At 60.2% G+C, this 14,407-nt stretch carries 12 protein-coding genes; 1 reads left to right on the plus strand and 11 read right to left on the minus strand.

The genetic code is table 11. From position 1 onward, the window contains the following. Positions 1 to 60 precede the first annotated feature (60 nt). The 5 genes from LC059_RS15575 to crp form a co-directional block, all read right to left on the minus strand. Positions 61 to 1,566, minus strand: coding sequence for an SLC13 family permease (locus tag LC059_RS15575; RefSeq protein ID WP_226704792.1), 1,506 nt, complete (start codon positions 1,564 to 1,566; stop codon positions 61 to 63). 105 nt (positions 1,567 to 1,671) lie between these two features. Continuing rightward, positions 1,672 to 4,578, minus strand: coding sequence for a TonB-dependent receptor domain-containing protein (locus tag LC059_RS15580; RefSeq protein WP_226704793.1), 2,907 nt, complete (start codon positions 4,576 to 4,578; stop codon positions 1,672 to 1,674). A gap of 126 nt (positions 4,579 to 4,704) precedes the next feature. Then, the gene (locus LC059_RS15585; protein WP_226704794.1) at positions 4,705 to 5,154 is read right to left on the minus strand and encodes a FecR/PupR family sigma factor regulator; all 450 of its coding nucleotides are present in this window, start codon (positions 5,152 to 5,154) and stop codon (positions 4,705 to 4,707) included. Continuing rightward, the gene (locus tag LC059_RS15590) at positions 5,141 to 5,773 is read right to left on the minus strand and encodes an RNA polymerase sigma factor (protein WP_226704795.1); all 633 of its coding nucleotides are present in this window, start codon (positions 5,771 to 5,773) and stop codon (positions 5,141 to 5,143) included. Before LC059_RS15590 ends, LC059_RS15585 begins: the two co-directional genes overlap by 14 nt. Positions 5,774 to 5,987: 214 nt before the next feature. Further along, complete coding sequence (gene crp / locus LC059_RS15595; protein WP_226704796.1) at positions 5,988 to 6,623, minus strand: cAMP-activated global transcriptional regulator CRP; 636 nt, start codon at positions 6,621 to 6,623, stop codon at positions 5,988 to 5,990. 365 nt (positions 6,624 to 6,988) lie between these two features. On the opposite strand from crp, the gene LC059_RS15600 reads away from it, so the two are divergent. Beyond that, complete coding sequence (locus LC059_RS15600) at positions 6,989 to 7,396, plus strand: OsmC family protein (protein WP_226704806.1); 408 nt, start codon at positions 6,989 to 6,991, stop codon at positions 7,394 to 7,396. Between the two features lie 75 nt (positions 7,397 to 7,471). Here the strand turns inward: LC059_RS15600 and coq7 are convergent, their stop codons facing one another. The 6 genes from coq7 to LC059_RS15630 form a co-directional block, all read right to left on the minus strand. Beyond that, the gene (coq7, locus tag LC059_RS15605; protein ID WP_226704797.1) at positions 7,472 to 8,119 is read right to left on the minus strand and encodes a 2-polyprenyl-3-methyl-6-methoxy-1,4-benzoquinone monooxygenase; all 648 of its coding nucleotides are present in this window, start codon (positions 8,117 to 8,119) and stop codon (positions 7,472 to 7,474) included. Positions 8,120 to 8,139: 20 nt separating this feature from the next. After that, a complete protein-coding gene (purD, locus tag LC059_RS15610; protein WP_226704798.1) occupies positions 8,140 to 9,435 on the minus strand; it encodes a phosphoribosylamine--glycine ligase in 1,296 nt (431 codons plus the stop codon). A gap of 343 nt (positions 9,436 to 9,778) precedes the next feature. After that, positions 9,779 to 11,353: a bifunctional phosphoribosylaminoimidazolecarboxamide formyltransferase/IMP cyclohydrolase gene (gene purH, locus LC059_RS15615; RefSeq protein ID WP_264189646.1), complete on the minus strand. Its 1,575-nt coding sequence runs from the start codon at positions 11,351 to 11,353 to the stop codon at positions 9,779 to 9,781. 131 nt (positions 11,354 to 11,484) lie between these two features. Further along, positions 11,485 to 11,784: a DNA-binding transcriptional regulator Fis gene (fis, locus tag LC059_RS15620; protein ID WP_226704799.1), complete on the minus strand. Its 300-nt coding sequence runs from the start codon at positions 11,782 to 11,784 to the stop codon at positions 11,485 to 11,487. Beyond that, complete coding sequence (dusB, locus tag LC059_RS15625; protein WP_226704800.1) at positions 11,781 to 12,791, minus strand: tRNA dihydrouridine synthase DusB; 1,011 nt, start codon at positions 12,789 to 12,791, stop codon at positions 11,781 to 11,783. Before dusB ends, fis begins: the two co-directional genes overlap by 4 nt. A gap of 184 nt (positions 12,792 to 12,975) precedes the next feature. Continuing rightward, complete coding sequence (locus tag LC059_RS15630) at positions 12,976 to 14,247, minus strand: DUF3426 domain-containing protein (protein ID WP_226704801.1); 1,272 nt, start codon at positions 14,245 to 14,247, stop codon at positions 12,976 to 12,978. Positions 14,248 to 14,407: the final 160 nt, after the last annotated feature.

Raw genomic sequence — 14,407 nt, forward strand, 5'->3', positions numbered from 1 at the left:
CGCGCTGAGGGTTTACCGGACCAGTCGCTGTTTGGACTGGCCCGGCAACGCAACTCGACACTACTGGCCGAGAACTCTCGGCACCCAGACGATGGCGACGACGGCCAGCACGATCAGGCCGAACAGGTTCAGTGCCACACCGGCCCGGACCATCTGCGGGATCGTCAGCATGCCCGAGGCATAGACGATCGCATTCGGCGGGGTCGCCACCGGCAGCATAAAGGCGCAGCTGGCAGCAAGGGCGACGGGGACACACAGCAGCAGCGGCGAGATATCCGCCTGTACCGCGATCGCCGCGACCGCCGGCAGGAAGGTGGCGGTGGTGGCCAGGTTACTGGTGAGTTCGGTGAGGAAAATCACCAGTGCCGTTGCGGCAATGACGAGGGCGACCACGCCGATCGCGGTCAGCAGAGACAGACTCTGACCGAGCCAGTCGGCGAGACCGGAGGCGGAGACCTGCGCGGCCAGGCTAAGGCCGCCGCCGAACAGGATCAGTACGCCCCAGGGCAGGCGGCCGACATCGTGCCAGCTCATCAGCTGTTCCTGCTTGTTGTCTCCACTGGGGACCAGGAACAGCAACAGTGCGGCAGCCATGGCGATACCCGCATCGGACAATCCTTCCAGTCCTAGTGCGGATGAAACCGGTCGGCGCAGCATCCACGCCAGCACCACCAGCGCGAAGATGATGGCCACCCGGCTTTCCGGCTTGCTCATCGGGCCGAGGTCGTCTTTGAGTTGCTGCAGGTGCGTTTTCACTTCCTCGCTTTCCGGGATCTCGACTTTATAGACCCAGCGAGTGAGTAACAGCCAGCCGACCGGTAACAGCAGCAGAGCGACCGGAACGCCCACTAGCATCCAGCGCGCGAAGCCGATCTCGATGCCGTAATTTTCCGCCATAAAGGCGGCCAGCAGGGCGTTCGTCGGTGTGCCCACCAGTGTGGCGAGGCCGCCGATGGTGGCGGCGTAGGCGAGAGCCAGCAGCATGGCAATCTGGAAGTGCGACTTGGCGCGCTCCGACAGGCCCTGAACATTGTCCAGGATGATCGCCGTTACCGAGATGGCAATGGGGAACAGCATCATGGTGGTGGATGTATTGGTCATCCACATGGACAGCAGGGCCGACACCAGCATGAATCCACCGATCATGCGGCGGCCATCGGTACCGGTGCGGCTCAGGATCAACAGCGCAATGCGCTTGTGCAGGTTCCAGCGCTCCACCGCCAGTGCGAGCACGAAGGCCCCCATAAACAGATAGATGATGGGGTTGGCATAGGGCGCGGTGGCCGCTTTCATGTCGGTGATGCCCACCAGCTCGAAGGTGGCGATCGGCAACAGTGCGGTGACCGGCACGGGTACAGCTTCGGTCGCCCACCAGGCGGCCATCCACAGGCCGATAGCGGCAACTTTCCAGGCCACCGGATTCATGGTGGTCTGGATGTCGACAAACGCCATCATCACCGCGAATAGCGCGGGACCAAGGAGCAGGCCAATGGTCTGATACCCGGGACTGGAAACTTCCTTGACCGTTGCGGTCGGGACGTCTGCCAGGTTGTGAGAATTGCTCATTTATCTTACCTCTAATATGCGCAGGCCTCGGAATTTGGGGAGGCTGGCAGGGTCGGCAGCCCGCAGTATTGCACTACAGGATGCCGACCAGCCAGTGGCGAGATCTTAGAAGCTGGACTTCAGGCTCAGGTAGAAGTAGCGCCCAAGGTCGCTGTGCGCATCGTTGAAGTAACCGTAGGTTTCCGCGGCCAGCGGTGCGCGCTCATCGGTCAGGTTCTTGACACCCAGACGCACGCGATTGTCTGCGCCCGCGTAGTTGAAACGGTAATCGACGGTCGCGTCGTAGGTGGTCATGGACGGAATCACGTAACGGCGGCCGTCTTCCAGGGTGAGCTCATCCTGGTAGAAACTGCCGATGCTGTAACCCCCAAGAGACGCGCCGAACTGGTCGTAACGCCAGCTCACGGTCATGGAATGGCGCTCCTTCTGGTTGCCGTCGCGCTGGATCAGGTCGGCAAAGCCTTCCACCGGGTAGTTGGCCGGGATGTCACCGTTCTCCTGTGCCTCCACCAGCAATGCGGCACGACCACCGGCTTCCTGCTCGAACTTGGTGGTGAAGGAGCCGTTGTAACGCAGGCTGAACTCACCAATTCCCGTGGGCAGGTCGTAGTAAACGCCCACGTCGTGGCCGGCCAGGGTACGAGTGTCGAGGTTGGTGTAGCGATCATCCACATAGGCGATTTCGCCAGCGGCACAAATACCTGCGGCCTCATAGATAGCTGCCGCCTCTGCATCGGCCTCGTCGCGGACCACTGCACTGTTACCCACGCTGGCGCAGTTGCCGGTGCCGTTCTGCAGGCGGTAGTAGAGGTCCAGCAGTGAGTGGTTTTCCTCACCCAGCAGACCGATCGTGTTTTCCTTCTCGATGGTCCAGTAGTCCAGTGTCACGGTCAGGCCGTCGAGGGGAGTGAATACCAGTCCCAGTGAGGTATTGGTAGATTCTTCAGCCTCCAGTTCCTCGCTGCCCTGGGCAATACGCTGCATGGAGTATTCGCAGTCGATGGGCTCCTGGCCGGGCGCCAGACCGTTGTCATTGGCGTACTCACAGACCCAGTCGATGTTGTTGCCGGTGCGCGCGACAACTTCTTCGTTGATAGTAACCATGTTCGGCGCGCGGAACGCCTCGGACCAGGAGCCGCGCAGCAGCAGCTGGTCGATCGGACGGTAGCCGAAGGCCACTTTACCCACGGTGGTGTCGCCAAAGTCGGAAAAGTCTTCGTAGCGCAGCGCCAGCTGCATGTCGAAGTTGTCGAACACTGGCACCTGCAGTTCGCCGAACAGGGAGGTCACCGAGCGATCGCCGCGGTTGTCCGGAGTCGGGCTGGAGTTCACCACGTCGGAAACGAAGGGATAGGTATCGCCATCGGCGTCGGTGAACTGGATGGTGCCGTCGAGACGGTCATCGCGGTCGTCGACAAAGGATTCCTCACGGTACTCGAAGCCCGCCAGGGCTGCCACCGGACCGGCCGGCAGATCAAATATACCGTTGTTGGAGAACTTTATATCGAAGCTCTTCAGCTCGCTCTCGGTATCCCGGCGCACATCGATCAGGGCGCGCTCGATATTGCTGTCCACGCCGCCGCTCAGCGGGTTGTAGGCGTCCAGGGTGGTGTCGTTCAGCGCTTCCTGCATCAGGATGTTGGAGACCCGGTTGCGGGTTACGTCCTCGCGCTTGTCTTTGGACCAGATCAGCGCACCGTCCCAGCTCCAGTCGCCGAGGTCGCCGCGCAGGCCCTGCAGCAGGCGGAAGTTCTCGCCGTCGTTATCCACGATCCGCGGCACTTCCGCAAAGCGATAGTTGTCCAGCGTCATATCCACACCCCAGGGGTTGTAGGGGTTGTCCGCGGAGAAGATCAGCTCGGAAGACGAGAAAGACGCGGACGGGTGGCGCCGCGCGGTAGTGGTGGAGCGGTACAGGCCGAGTTCGGAGAAGCTCTCCATGCCATTGGCCAGCTCGTGGTTGATGAACACGAACAGGTTGCTGCGGTCCAGCTCGGAGCTGACGTCGCGCCACTCGTTCAGGTTGTAGCGTTCGGTGCCCTGGCCGTCGGGAGCGCCGCACACATACTGGTTGATGGCGAAGGTACAACGGTCGTCACCAAACGGGTAAATCTCCATTTCACCGCGGCTGTCGGTCAGTCCTTCATCCTGCAGGTTGCCAGAGACCATATCCAGCTGCGGGTACAGGGAGTTGGCGCTGTCGCCACGGAAGGCACTGTCGCCATACCAGGGGGAGTCTTCCGGCAGCAATTCAGAATGGTCGGACGTTGCCCAGCGGGGGTCTGCAGAGGCCGGCAGGCGATCGCGCTGGTAGTGGCTGAAGAAGGCGCTCACATTGGTGCGGCCGCCGTTGAAGGTTTCCCCCCACTCGATGGTCAGTGTCTGATCATCGCGGTCGAAGTTGTCGAATTCCTTGTGCTTCACGGAAATGCTGAAACCGTCGTAATCCGTTTTCAGTACATTGTTCACCACACCGGCGACCGCGTCGGCACCGTAAATCGCCGAGGCGCCGTCCCGCAGGACTTCTACCCGGTCGAGACCTGCGGTGGGCAGCACATTGGAGTTCACGGTCACCACCGGCACAAAGCTGCCGCCGACGATCTCAGTCTGAAAGGTGGAAGAGTTGACGACCCGGCGTCCGTTCAGCAGCACCAGTGTGTTGCCGGTGCCCAGGTTGCGCAGGTTGAACGCACCCACGTCACCGCGCGCCGCGTTGACACCGCCGCTGATGGTGCCGCCCTCGTTGAAATAGTTCTGGCCATTTTCCGGGATCAGGGCCATCAGCTCATCCCCGGAGTCCACGCCCATGCTCTCGATGGTTTCCGCGTTCAGGACCGATACGGCGAGGGCCTCACTGATATCAGCACCCTTGATCTGGGTGCCGACCACGGTCACCTGTTCGATGGATTCCTGTTTGGTGGTATCTGCCGGAGCGGCAGTAGTCTGTTCCTGAATCGCCAGCGCCAGCGGACTTAACAGCATGCTGGACAGCATGATCATGGATCGCTTCATGGATCTCTCCCTTATCGCATATTTGCTCGTTTTATGAGCGGTTTTATTGTTAGAGTCGGGTTTACCGTTTTACTTCTAACAATCTCAACGCGTGAGGTAGAGAAATCCCCTACGGTGGCAAAAACTTTATTCGCCGTTGATCAGGAAGTATTCAGCAGCCGGGCTGTGTTCAAATTGGTGGGTATCGCCGGGGGCCTTGGTCGGTGCATTCAGCGCGAGACCGATGCCAACCGCAATCAGCAGCAGGGTGGCCAGAGACTGCCAGCGGTTTTGCGTCCTGGAAGCGGTACCAGTTTCAATAGCGGGTTGATATTGCGGGGTAACGGCCTGCGGGAACAGCATTACCTTGGGTGCATGGATTTGGCCTCGCACATGGGACAGTGATGCTACCCGGGCATTAAGTTGCGACAACTCGTCGAAGGCCCAGCGGTGCAGGGGATCTTCGTCCAGCCACACCGCGAGCTGCCGCCGTTCAGCAAGGCTGACATGGTCGGCATCCAGACGCGCGAGCCAAGCTGATGCTTGCTCCATGATGTCGTCAGGAATACCGATGCAAAGCCATTCATCCAACTGCAAGTCGGGTGCCCTCCTGCTGGTCAGCCTCGTTGTTGCCGGTGGGCTGAGCGGTAATACCGGCAACCAGGTGCGCACGGCACAGCCGCATGCCGCGGGCCAGGTGGTTTTCAACGGTTTTGTTGGAGATGCCTAGAGCTTGGGCAATTTCTTCGTGGGTTTGGCCGTCGATCTTGCGCATCACAAACACTTGCCGGCACTTCGGCGGAAGCGCATTGATTGCCGCCAGCAGCGCAGCCTGCTCCTGCTCTCGGCTCACCCGGCTCTCAAGAGCCTCTTCGCAGGTGGCGGAAGTTGCGCAGAGTTGCACGCGAATGCCATGCTGCTCTACTACCTTCTGATGCCTGAGTCGACTGATGGCAATATTACGGGCAACACGAAACAAAAATGCCCGTGGCTCTGGAGCCTTTTTTTCCTTCAGCGCGATAAACAGCTTCAGGTAGGCCTCCTGCAGAACATCTTCGGCCTGAGCGGATTCCAGCATACGGCGAAGACTGGAGAGCAGCTGCTCGCGAGTTTCCTGGTAAAGCTGATTGAGTTGCTGTTCGGCATCCGGTTCTCGCCGGATCAGATTCGAAGTCAATCGAGAGAGGCTGAGTCTGGAGAAGATACTGTTCGACATGGGCGGCCTGTGATTATTTTTTTGGCACATGGGGCAGCGTTGAGGATTGTGATACTAGCATGCAGGTTGCCGGGAAACGAAGAGCGCTCCTCGCTCCCCATCCAGCTCAGCCAGAGCCTGGTGAATCTCAGACGTGGCACCCCTTTTGAGGCGCAATCACCCACAAAAAAGCCGGGCTTTTGCCCGGCTTTTTTGTGGGTGATTGCGGGTGTGTTCAGCGCGTCCCGTAAACCACCATGGTTTTACCTTTCACGGAGACCAGCCCTTGTTCCTCCAGGGTTTTCAGAACCCGGCCCACCATCTCACGGGAGCAGCCGACGATACGGCCGATTTCCTGGCGGGTGATCTTGATCTGCATGCCTTCCGGGTGGGTCATGGCGTCCGGCTCATTGCACAGGTCGAGCAGGGTGCGCGCCACACGGCCGGTCACGTCCAGGAACGCCAGATCACCTACCTTGCGGGTGGTGTTGCGCAGGCGCACGGCCATCTGGGTCGCGAGGTTGAACAGGAACTCCGGGTGCTGACGGGTCAGTTCCTGGAATTTGCTGTAGGAGATTTCCGCTACTTCACATTCGGTCTTGGTGCGCACCCACGCGCTGCGGGTGTCCTGGTCGAACAGGCCCATTTCGCCGAAGAAGTCGCCGTCGTTCAGGTAGGCAACGATCATCTCGCGACCTTCGTCATCTTCGATCAGGACGGTCACGGAGCCGCGCATGATGAAGTACAGGGACTCGCAGCGGTCGCCAGCGTAAATAATAGTGCTCTTGGCCGGGTAGCGGCGGCGATGGCAATGAGCGAGAAAATCTTCAATATTGCCAGTAGACAAGGTTTCTTCGGTAGCAACCGTCACGGATCTACTCCTTTTCTAGAATTTTTGTGCCTGATCCCGGTAAGCGGAGGATTATCCCGTTAATTACACGGGGCTGACAGGGGCAGTGACCGGCAATCGTCCGCAATGTGATCTGGGCCACTGTTTACGACTTTCGCTGTGGTGACCTGAGGCGCGCAGAATGTGATGTTGTTTATAACGGTTGTGCGAGGTCGATACAACCGCCGTGAGTGATGACTTACTATTCGATTGCCGGCGGGTGATGTTGATCACATTTTGACCGGCAAGGTAGCTCCAGCTTAGTGATGGAAGGTCGCTGGGCCCAGTGTGATAAGCTCCCCGCCCCATCAATTGAGTAAGGAGTCTATCCCATGGCGGGTGGTGTTATGCAGGGTCAGGTGACCTGGGTAAATGGCGTCACGTTTGTCGGTGAATCCGGCAGTGGCAATTCTGTGGTGATGGAAGGTGGGCAGAAGAACAACGGCATCCGCCCCATGGAGATGATCCTGCTGGGTGTGGGCGGCTGCGCTTCCTACGATGTGGTGGGCATTCTCGAGAAGACCCGTCAGGATGTGGTCAGCTGTCACGTCGAGCTGAAGGGGCATCGCCCGGATGCGGTACCGGCGCCTTTCGAGAAGATCGAAATGGAGTTTGTGGTGCGCGGGCGGGACATCAAAGAAAAGCACGTGGCCAAGGCCGTCGAGTTGTCCGCGGAGAAGTACTGCTCGGCATCGATCATGCTGGGCAAGGCCGGCGTGGAGATTGTGCACACTTACCGGATTGAAGAGGCCTGATCCCACTTTTCCGGTGGCAAATAAAAACCCCGAGGCTCGCGAGAGGCTCGGGGTTTTTTATTGGGTACTGAGAAGTCAGGTCCGGTAGCTGACGGAGGTCATCGCTTTCGAAACCAGCGTCATTAGTCCTTTCACCGGGCCGGGAAAGCGTGCTCCACCGGCGTCGAGCGCCGCATGCTGGTGTTTGGCTTCATCCACCAGCATCTGTTCGACAACAGCGCGGCTTTTCTCGTCCTGGGCTGGCAGTTCCTGCAGATGGCTCTCAAGGTGCTTGCACACCTGCTCTTCCGTTGCGGCAACAAAGCCGAGGCTGACCTTATCGCTGATCTTACCGGCAGCGGCGCCGATGCCGAACGAAAGGCCGTACCACAGCGGATTGAGCACACTGGGGCGGCTGCCGAGTTCGTCCAGACGCTGCTCGCACCAGGCGAGGTGATCGATTTCCTCGTCTGCGGCGTGCTCCATTTCCGCGCGTACCTGCGGCAGTTTGGCGGTGAGTGCCTGGCCCTGGTAAAGGGCCTGGGCGCAGACTTCGCCGCTGTGGTTGACCCGCATCAGCCCCGCGGCATGGCGGCGTTCGCTATCGGACAGTTCCGCTTCATCCACGGACTTCGATGGCGACGGGCGCTCGTGACACGGGGAGCCGGGGCTCAGGGTGCGCAGGGCGCGATCCGCCTGCAGCAGCAGGCGGTCGAGACCGGTCAGTTGGCGTTGGCTGCTCACTGAAAGCTCCTTGGCAATGGTTACGCTTTCTCGGCTTCTTCCCGCTCTACCGCGCGGTAGCCGATATCCTTGCGGTAGAAGGAACCTTCCCAGTAGATCTTGCGTGCGCACTCGTAGGCGTTGGCCTGGGCTTCCGCGACGGTGTCACCCAGTGCGGTGGCGCAGAGTACGCGGCCGCCGCTGGTGACGACACGTTCGCCGTCCAGCGCGGTACCGGCCTGGAAGACTTTGGCGTTTTCACTGTCGGCCTTGTCGAGGCCGGAGATGGCGTCACCCTTGCGGTAGCTGCCGGGGTAGCCGTGGGCGGCCAGTACCACGCCCAGCGCCGGGCGGGGGTCCCACTCGACGGTGACTTCATTGAGGCGCTTTTCAAGCGCCGCCATGCACAGCTCAACCAGGTCGGATTTGAGGCGCATCATGATCGGCTGGGTTTCCGGGTCGCCGAATCGGCAGTTGTATTCGATAACCTTGGGTGCGCCTTCGGCGCTGATCATCAGGCCGGCATAAAGGAATCCGGTGTAGGGCATACCTTCGCTGGCGAGGCCTTTGACGGTGGGCTCGATGACTTCTTTCATCACCCGGTCGTGAACTTCCGGGGTGACCACTGGTGCCGGGGAGTAGGCGCCCATACCGCCGGTGTTGGGGCCGGTGTCGCCGTCGCCGACGCGTTTGTGATCCTGGCTGGTAGCCATGGGCAGAATGTTCTCGCCATCGACCATAACGATGAAGCTGGCTTCTTCACCGGTGAGGAACTCTTCAATCACGACACGGCAGCCGGCGTCGCCGAAGGCGTTGCCGCTCAACATGTCGCGCACGGCCAGTTCGGCCTGCTCGACGGTCTCAGCGACGATGACGCCTTTACCCGCGGCGAGGCCGTCGGCTTTGACGACGATCGGGGCGCCCTGTTCACGCACGTAGGTCACGGCCGGTTCGACTTCGGTGAAGTTCTTGTAGGCGGCGGTGGGGATGGCGTGACGCTCTAAAAAGTCCTTGGTGAAAGCTTTGGAGCCTTCGAGCTGGGCGGCCGCTTTTTCCGGGCCGAAGATGTTGTGGCCGCGGCTGTTGAAGAAGTCGACGATGCCTTCGACGAGGGGAACTTCGGGGCCGACGATGGTGAGGTGGATACCTTTTTCTTCGACGAGGTCAGACAGGGCGGAGAAGTTGTCGACGCCGATGTTGACGTTCTGGAGTTTGGGTTCGCGGGCAGTGCCGGCGTTACCGGGGGCGACGAAGACGGTGTCTACGGCGGGGTTTTGGGCGGCCTTCCAGGCCAGTGCATGTTCGCGGCCACCAGAGCCGATTACCAGGATGTTCATTCTTGAGTTTCCCCGTGCCTGTGTTTTAGGTGGGCTAGTTTAGCATTGTGCGCTGGGTTGCCGGGTAGGGACTGGGAGTCGGGAGGTATTTAAGAGTGCTTCGTTGCCAGTCCTGTGGCGGTCCTGGAGCTGGTGCCCCTTTCCGAGATACGCCGTAAACCCATCCTTGGGGGCTCGGCTGCGGCCGGTCCGGCCGCTCCAAGCATTCACGGCGCCTGCGGCCCTGGCCGCAGACGGTCTCGGAAAGGGGCACCAGCCCCAGAACCTTCCCGTATAGCGCGGGAATATTACGTACCTATTTCGGCAAGTGCCGGTGGGCGATAGTCGTCGCCCGATTCCGCGCTTAGTGGCGGAAGTGACGCATACCGGTAAACACCATTGCCATACCGTGCTCGTCAGCAGCGGCGATGACTTCGTCGTCGCGCATGGAGCCGCCGGGCTGGATTACGGCGCTGATACCTACCTTGGCGGCGTTATCGATGCCGTCGCGGAAGGGGAAGAAGGCGTCGGAGGCCATGACAGCGCCCTTCACTTCGAGGCCAGCGTGTTCGGCCTTGATGGCGGCGATACGGGCGGAGTTGACGCGGCTCATCTGGCCGGCGCCGACGCCGATGGTGCGGCCGTCTTTGGCGTAGATGATGGCGTTAGACTTGACCATCTTGGCGACTTTCCAGGCGAACAGCAGCTCGTCCAGTTGTTCGTCAGAGGGCTGTACCTTGGTAACCACCTTGAGGTCTTCCTTGGCAACCATGCCGTTGTCTTTTTCCTGTACCAGCAGGCCACCGGTGACGCGCTTGAAGTCGAAGGCGGTTGGACGCTCGGTAGTCCATTCACCGCACTCCAGCAGGCGCACGTTCTTCTTGGCGGAGACGGCGTGGGCGGCTTCGGCGCTGACCTTAGGTGCGATGATCACTTCGGAGAACTGCTTGTCGACGATCAGCTGGGCGGTCTCGGCGTCCAGTTCTCGGTTGAAGGCGATGATGCCACCGAAGGCAGACTCCGGATCGGTGGCGAAGGCCAGTTCGTAGGCGGTCTTGATATCACCGGCCACGGCCACACCACAGGGGTTCGCGTGCTTGACGATGACGCAGGCCGGCTCGTCGAACAGTTTGACGGTTTCCAGGGCGGCGTCGGTGTCGGCGACGTTGTTGAAGGAGAGTTCCTTACCCTGCAGCTGGTTGGCGGTGGAGACGGAGGCCTCTTCCGCGTCGGCTTCCACATAGAAAGCAGCTTTCTGGTGCGGGTTTTCGCCGTAGCGCATGTCCTGGGCTTTTTCGAACTGCACGTTGAAGGTGTTGGGGAACTCGCGGGCTTCGTTTTTGGTGTTACGCGCGCCGAAGTGGTTGGCGATCATGCCATCGTACTGAGCGGTGTGCTCAAAAGCCTGCACCATCAGGTCGTAGCGGGTTTCGTAGCCCAGCTGACCTTCGTTGGCTTTCATTTCTTCGATCACGGTGTCGTAGCTGTGGGCATTGACCACGATGGCGACATCTTTGTGATTCTTGGCGGCGGAGCGGACCATGGTGGGGCCGCCGATGTCGATGTTTTCAATGGCGGTGGGCAGGTCGCAGTTAGGATCGGCGACGGTGGCCTTGAAGGGGTAGAGGTTGACCACGACCATGTCGATGGGCTTGATGCCGTGTTCATCCATTACCGCGTCGTCCTTGCCGCGACGGCCGAGGATGCCGCCGTGCACTTTCGGGTGCAGGGTTTTGACGCGGCCGTCCATCATTTCCGGGAAACCGGTGTAGTCGGAAACTTCCACTACCGGAATACCGGCTTCGCCAAGCTGGCGGTAGGTGCCGCCGGTGGAGAGGATCTCCACGCCCATTTCAGATAGCTCGCGGGCAAATTCCACAATGCCGGTTTTGTCAGAAACGCTGATCAGCGCGCGGCGAACGGCCACCTTGTCAGTCATATCGCATCGTCCACTTGATTTAGAAAAGAACTGGTACAACAGAAAATAGCGAGGGGGGATGAGCCTGGCCCATCCCCCCTCGTCGAATTTTTACCGCTCCGGCCTGTGTCTGCCGGTAGCGGTTGGCCGCCTTACAGCAGGCCGTAGCGCTTGAGCTTCTTGCGCAGGGTACCCCGATTGAGGCCCAGCAGCTGTGCCGCGCGGGTCTGGTTGTGGCGGGTGTGCTTCATCACCACTTCCAGCATCGGCGCTTCAATCTCGGACAGCACCATATCGTACACATCGGTCACCATCTGACCGTCCAGGTGACGGAAGTAGTTTTCCATCGCCTGTTCAACCGCATCGCGCAATGCCTGCGGTTGTTGTAGTTGAGTCTGGCCCCCAGTGGATACCACATCGCTGGTATCCGGAATCAGTGCTTCGTTAGTCATGCCGCTTTTGCCCCTCTAGTTATTCGGCGTTCAAACCACTCACGAACGCTGGCATGTTGTGCTTCTGCGCTATCCAATCGGTTAAAGGTCTTACGAAAGTCCTCGCTGTCCGCGAGTGTTCTCACGTACCAACCCACATGTTTGCGGGCAATACGTACCCCCATAACCTCACCGTAGAAACGGTGCAGTTCACTCAGGTGAGTGATTAATATATCCCTAACTTCTTCCAGTGAGGGCTCCGGCAGCTGCTCCCCTGTTGCCAGGTAGTGGGCAATCTCCCGAAAAATCCATGGACGTCCCTGAGCCGCGCGGCCAATCATGACCGCCTTGGCGCCGGTGTAGTCCAACACCTTGCGGGCCTTTTCCGCGCCGGTAATGTCGCCGTTGGCAAAGACAGGTATCTTCACCGCGGACACAATCTCGGCAATGGTATCGAATTCGGCCTGACCATGGTAGCCACAGGCGCGGGTGCGTCCATGAACTGCCAGGGCAGAAATTCCGAGATCCTCGGCCATTTTGGCCACCGTCACGCCGTTGCGGCTATCCGGACACCAGCCAGTGCGAATTTTCAGCGTCACTGGGACTGAGACGGATGAAACCACCGCTTCCAGAATGTCGGCGACCAGTTTTTCGTCGCGCAGCAGGGCGGAGCCCGCCGCTTTTTTACACACCTTTTTTGCCGGGCAGCCCATGTTGATATCGATGATCTGGGCGCCACGCTCGGCGTTTGCCCGGGCCGCATCGGCCATCATCTCGGGGTCGCCGCCGGCAATCTGTACCGAAATAGGTCCCGCTTCACCGGCGTGATCGAGGCGCATCCGCGATTTGCGGCTGTTCCACAAGCTGGTGTCGGAGGTGACCATTTCTGATACCACGAGACCGGCGCCGAGCTCTCGGCACAGCGTGCGGAAGGGACGATCAGTAACGCCGGCCATGGGCGCCAGGATGACTGGTGCGCCGATGTTATAGGGGCCGATGGCGAAGCTGCTTGGTAATTCCGTGGGCAACTCGCCCTCCCGCGGGTCTGGTCTCAGTGGGTGTCAAAGAGCCGCCTATGATAGCGGCTGCCCGCCCGGTGGAAAAGCGAAAAAGCGCGCAAATTGTTCGATGGCTGGCCGTTTAGGGCGAACTTTGTGCAACAATTTGTAGCAATTTGCGCCATACCCTGGCGGGTGAGGGCCTCTTTAGGAATTACTGTGGCGCGATTCGCAGCTCGTAATTTACTGCCTCAGGGCCCGGATCAACGATATCCAGAGCGATATGCACGGGGTTGCCGACGGGCATCAACTTTCGTCCCGACAGCTCACCTTTGAGGTAGTCCTGAGGGGTGAAGCGACGGCTGGCCACCGGTGCATTCTTCAGGTCGGTGAAGCGCAGTTGCAGCGTCGGGAATGGCTGATCAAACGGCGCTCGATTGAGAATGACTGCTTCCACGGCGAGGGCGCCGGGGATCTGCGGGTGGCTGCGCACTACCAGGTTGGAAGTATGCATCGCGTTGATGTCCACCTGCGCCGGGAGCTTGCAGCCCAGGAGCGGGCAGATCTGGGCGTAGATGGCACGCCAGGGCTCGCGTTTGCTGAGTGTGTCGAAACGGAAGTAGGCGGTCTGGGCGGCCAGTGCCAGCATTAGTATCACAACGCCCAGTGTCCACGCCCATCCGGGGACCCGGTTGTGCCGTTTGGGTTGCCAGTTGACTTCGATGGGCGCGGGGCCAATGGCGGAGATCAGTTGGTCGCGCGGCAGAAGCGGGGCCTGGTCGCGTTGACTGGCGTCAATATGGTCGTCGGTGCTGGCGGATAGAGGCTCATCTGCATAGTCACCATGTTGCTGCTTTCCGGGGCGGCGGCTGGCGTCGGGCAGTATCTGGTCGTCGCTGTACAGGGTTTCGTCGTCGAGATCCGGCTGTTCGAAGTCATCGTCGCGGCGCTTGGCGGGTGCGATACCGCTGGATTCTTCGCGGGCGATTTCCTCGGCCCAGGGGTTATCGCTGGCCCGGCTCAAGTCGTCGAGGTCGTCGTCGAGGCTGCTGCCGAGGTCGAGATCCTGCTGGGTGTCTTCCTGTTCGTCGAGGTTCTGCCACTGGTGTTCGCCGAAGGCGTCGTCGATCAGCGGGTTCTCGCGGTTGGTTTCTTCCGGTTTGCCGGTGTTTTCTTTTGCCGCTCCTGAGTCAGGCTTGCCACTTTTGGGTTTTGTCCTGGGCAGTGTGTCCTCGTCGTCGCTGTCGTCGCCGTCCAGTTCGATGTCATCGTGGATGAGAAAATCGTCGTCTTCGAGGAGTTCGTCGATAGCCTTCTTAGTGTCGGCGGGGGTGGGGTCACCTTGGTTGAAGACGATGTTCTCGTCGGCGCGAAATACTTGCAGGCACGAGCCGCAGCGCACGGCACCACGGGCGGCGCGCAGCTGTTGTTCGCTGACGTGAAACGAGGTGCTGCAGTGGGGGCAGCGGGTGACCAGTTGCGACATGGAGTTCGACGATTATTGGTTTGGCGGGGAAGTTTATCAGCCGGAGGGCTTGTCGCGTAGTCCGTTTGGGCGCTTCGTAGGCTGGGTCTCGGGCGTCGCTGCTACCGATACTCTCTCGCGGGACACGCCGTAAACCCATCCCTGGGGGCTCGTCTGCGGC

Origin of the sequence: Microbulbifer elongatus (genome assembly GCF_020524885.1) — a bacterium.
GTDB lineage: Bacteria > Pseudomonadota > Gammaproteobacteria > Pseudomonadales > Cellvibrionaceae > Microbulbifer > Microbulbifer elongatus_A.